The 601-nt window shown below is 49.1% G+C and carries 1 protein-coding gene; it reads left to right on the top strand.

Annotation, left to right across the window (positions count from 1 at the left end; all coding sequences use genetic code 11):
• On the top strand, positions 1-601 hold a 601-nt coding region (locus R7Z77_RS26840), incomplete at both ends, for a potassium transporter TrkG (RefSeq protein ID WP_318137237.1).

Raw genomic sequence — 601 nt, 5'->3', positions numbered from 1 at the left:
CGAGACGGCGCTGGTGTACCTTTTGTCACGACTTTTTTTGTGCTGCTTTTTTGTGGAGCGATGTGTTGGTTTCCTAACCGTCGGCATAAACATGAGCTCAAATCACGTGATGGCTTTCTTATTGTTGTTCTTTTCTGGACGGTTTTGGGCAGCGCGGGTTCGCTTCCATTTTTAATCGCAGATAATCCCAACATTTCTGTGACTGACGCTTTTTTTGAATCCTTCTCTGCTTTAACTACAACAGGGGCGACCGTTATTGTCGGACTTGACGAGTTACCTAAAGCGATTTTGTTCTACCGCCAATTTCTACAATGGTTTGGTGGGATGGGGATCATCGTACTTGCGGTCGCTATTTTGCCAGTGTTGGGCATCGGTGGGATGCAGTTGTACCGCGCAGAAATTCCGGGTCCAGTGAAAGATACCAAAATGACCCCGCGCATAGCCGAGACAGCAAAAGCGCTGTGGTACATCTATTTAAGCCTGACAATCGCTTGTGCGGTTGCTTTTTGGCTCGCGGGCATGACGCCGTTTGCTGCCATCAGCCACAGCTTCTCTACCATTGCGATTGGTGGCTTCTCAACTCACGATGCCAGCATGGGCT

The sequence above is a fragment of the Vibrio sp. 1401 genome, assembly GCF_033340295.1.
This window is presented reverse-complemented; position numbering and strand designations above follow the sequence as displayed.